At 69.5% G+C, this 2114-nt stretch carries 3 protein-coding genes; all 3 read left to right on the forward strand.

Annotated features, from left to right (window positions below; all coding sequences use genetic code 11):
• The coding region (locus Q8Q85_04450) for an amidohydrolase family protein (GenBank protein ID MDP3773496.1) at positions 1 to 600 on the forward strand (600 nt) is incomplete at its 5' end.
• Positions 597 to 938 (forward strand): hypothetical protein, encoded by a 342-nt coding sequence (locus Q8Q85_04455; GenBank protein MDP3773497.1) that lies wholly within the window; start codon positions 597 to 599, stop codon positions 936 to 938. The genes Q8Q85_04450 and Q8Q85_04455, both read left to right, overlap by 4 nt.
• Before the next feature lie 22 nt (positions 939 to 960).
• On the forward strand, positions 961 to 1857 hold the full coding sequence (locus Q8Q85_04460) for a hypothetical protein (protein MDP3773498.1): 897 nt from the start codon (positions 961 to 963) through the stop codon (positions 1855 to 1857).
• Positions 1858 to 2114 lie beyond the last annotated feature (257 nt).

Here is a 2114-nt window from a genome sequence, read left to right on the forward strand (position 1 = left end):
GGCGTCCTCGTGCTGAGCGTCCTCGACTCGACGTTGCGGCGGTACGAAGGCCGCCGCATCGCGGACATCGCGCGGGAAGAGCACCACGACCCGTACGAGGCTCTCTTCGACCTGCTGGCGGCGGACCGGGCAAAGACGGGAGCCGCATTCTTCTCGATGAGCGAACCGGACGTGCGGGCGGCGGTCTCGTCCCCGTGGGTAGGTGTCGGGTCTGACTTCGGCGCCACGGCCCCGGACGGTCCGCTGGGCCTGCGGAAGGTGCATCCCCGCGCCTACGGGACCTTCCCCCGGATCCTGGGCCGCTACGTGCGGGAGGAGCGCGCGCTGACGCTGGAGGCCGCGGTGCGGAAGATGACCGGTGTGGCCGCCGAGCGGATGGGGCTTCCGGAGCGCGGACTACTGCGTGAGGGGTACTTCGCGGACATCACGGTGTTCGATGCGGGGACCGTCATGGACCGCGCCACGTTCGAAGATCCGAGCCGGCCATCGGAGGGGATACGGTACGTCATGGTGAATGGTCGCCTGACGCTCGACGAAGGAAGAGTCACCGGCGAAAGGCCGGGGCGTGCGCTGCGCGGTCCGGGGTGGCGGCGATCGTGAGCCTCCCGACGGTATTCCTTGGATTCGCGCCCGTAGCGGTCCTGTTCCTGGTGGCTGGCTGGCTCGGCAACGGTCGACGGCTCAACCGGGCGGCCGCCTTCGTTCTCCTGTCGGAGGCGCTGGTCCTCACGCTCCTGGCAGCCCTGTGGTTCGGCTCCATTGGCCACGGTGGATGGTTCCTGGCGTTCCTGCTTCTCGGGGCGCTGGTCGCAGGAGCGGATCGCGGGCTGCGTTCTGCGTTACTGCGTTCTGCCGAACGCCCGGAACTCCGGCTTTTCTGTCTGGGAGTGGTCAAGTACCTGCTGGCCGGGGCGATTCTCGCGTGGCGGCTCGGCTAGTCGCTCCCTACTTTACGGCGCCATGAATCCAGTCCATCGAGCTATCGAGCGGGCGGCCGCGTATTTCGCGGAACGCCGGACCCGCCCGGGTGTCGTCGCCCGGCGGCTCCTCCAGGCCCCCGGCGCCGACGATCACCGGCTAACCCAGACCCTGTTGCGGGAACGGCGGGCCAAGGTGCGCTCGGACGGCAGCATCGCCGGCGACTTGGTTCAGACCGCCTGGCACGTGTGGGAGCTGATGGACTTGGGACTCGCCTCTACGGCGGCGGGGGTGACCAAGCCGGTCGGTTGGCTCTTGGGCCGCCAGGACAAGGACGGCGCTTTCGGCTTGGGGTGCACACCCCGACGGCACGAGCTCAAGACCTGCGAGCATAGCATCGGCGGGTTCTTCGCCTATCGCTCCTCGTCCCGCACTATCGCGCGGCTGACCCTCACCACGGGTGCGGCGGTTACGTCGGACCATGGGTCGCGGTTCCTGGCTTCGTGCTTCGCCCTCCGGTCGGTGCTGCGTGCCGGCCAGGACGAGCGGACGCTGGTGCGGCGTCATGTGGGGAGCCTGCTCGCCATGCCCAAGATGTGGGACACGTGGGGCGGACCGTGGCAGCCGACCCTGACGGTCGGCGCGCTGGCGGCGATCGCGTGGTCGCCGCTGCCCTTCCGCGCCCAGCTCCCGATCCTCTCCGAGCACCTCGCGCTCAACCAGAAGCCCGATGGGTCATGGCGGAACCTGGACATCGTGCACGCGGTGGACGCGCTGGTAGGGGTGCCGCTACCGCAGGCACGGGAAGCGGTAGCCCTCGCGGCTCCGAGGCTCGCCAAGCTTCAGACCCAGCGAGGCACGCTGGGCAGCGGGCCACGCGCGGAAGAACGCACCTTGGTGGCGCTGCGGGCCTGGTTGGTGGCGAGGGAGTACGCGTAACAGCGGGCACAGCCGCACAGCCGCACAGCCGCACAGCCGCACAGCCGCACAGCCGCACAGGCGCACAGACGCACAGGCGCACAGACGCACCGACGCGCAGGAACGCAGTGGCCCTTCCCATCCCGAGGCTCATGTGCATGACACTCCCCAGGACAAGCGGCCGCAGATCAGGCGAAGTACGCTTTCCCACGGTGCGGGTTGAGCCTGCAACCTCGGCCCCGCTGAGCTAGCGCAGGTCCTGCGCTTCGTCCCCCCGA

The organism is Gemmatimonadales bacterium, assembly GCA_030697825.1.
GTDB lineage: Bacteria > Gemmatimonadota > Gemmatimonadetes > Gemmatimonadales > JACORV01 > JACORV01.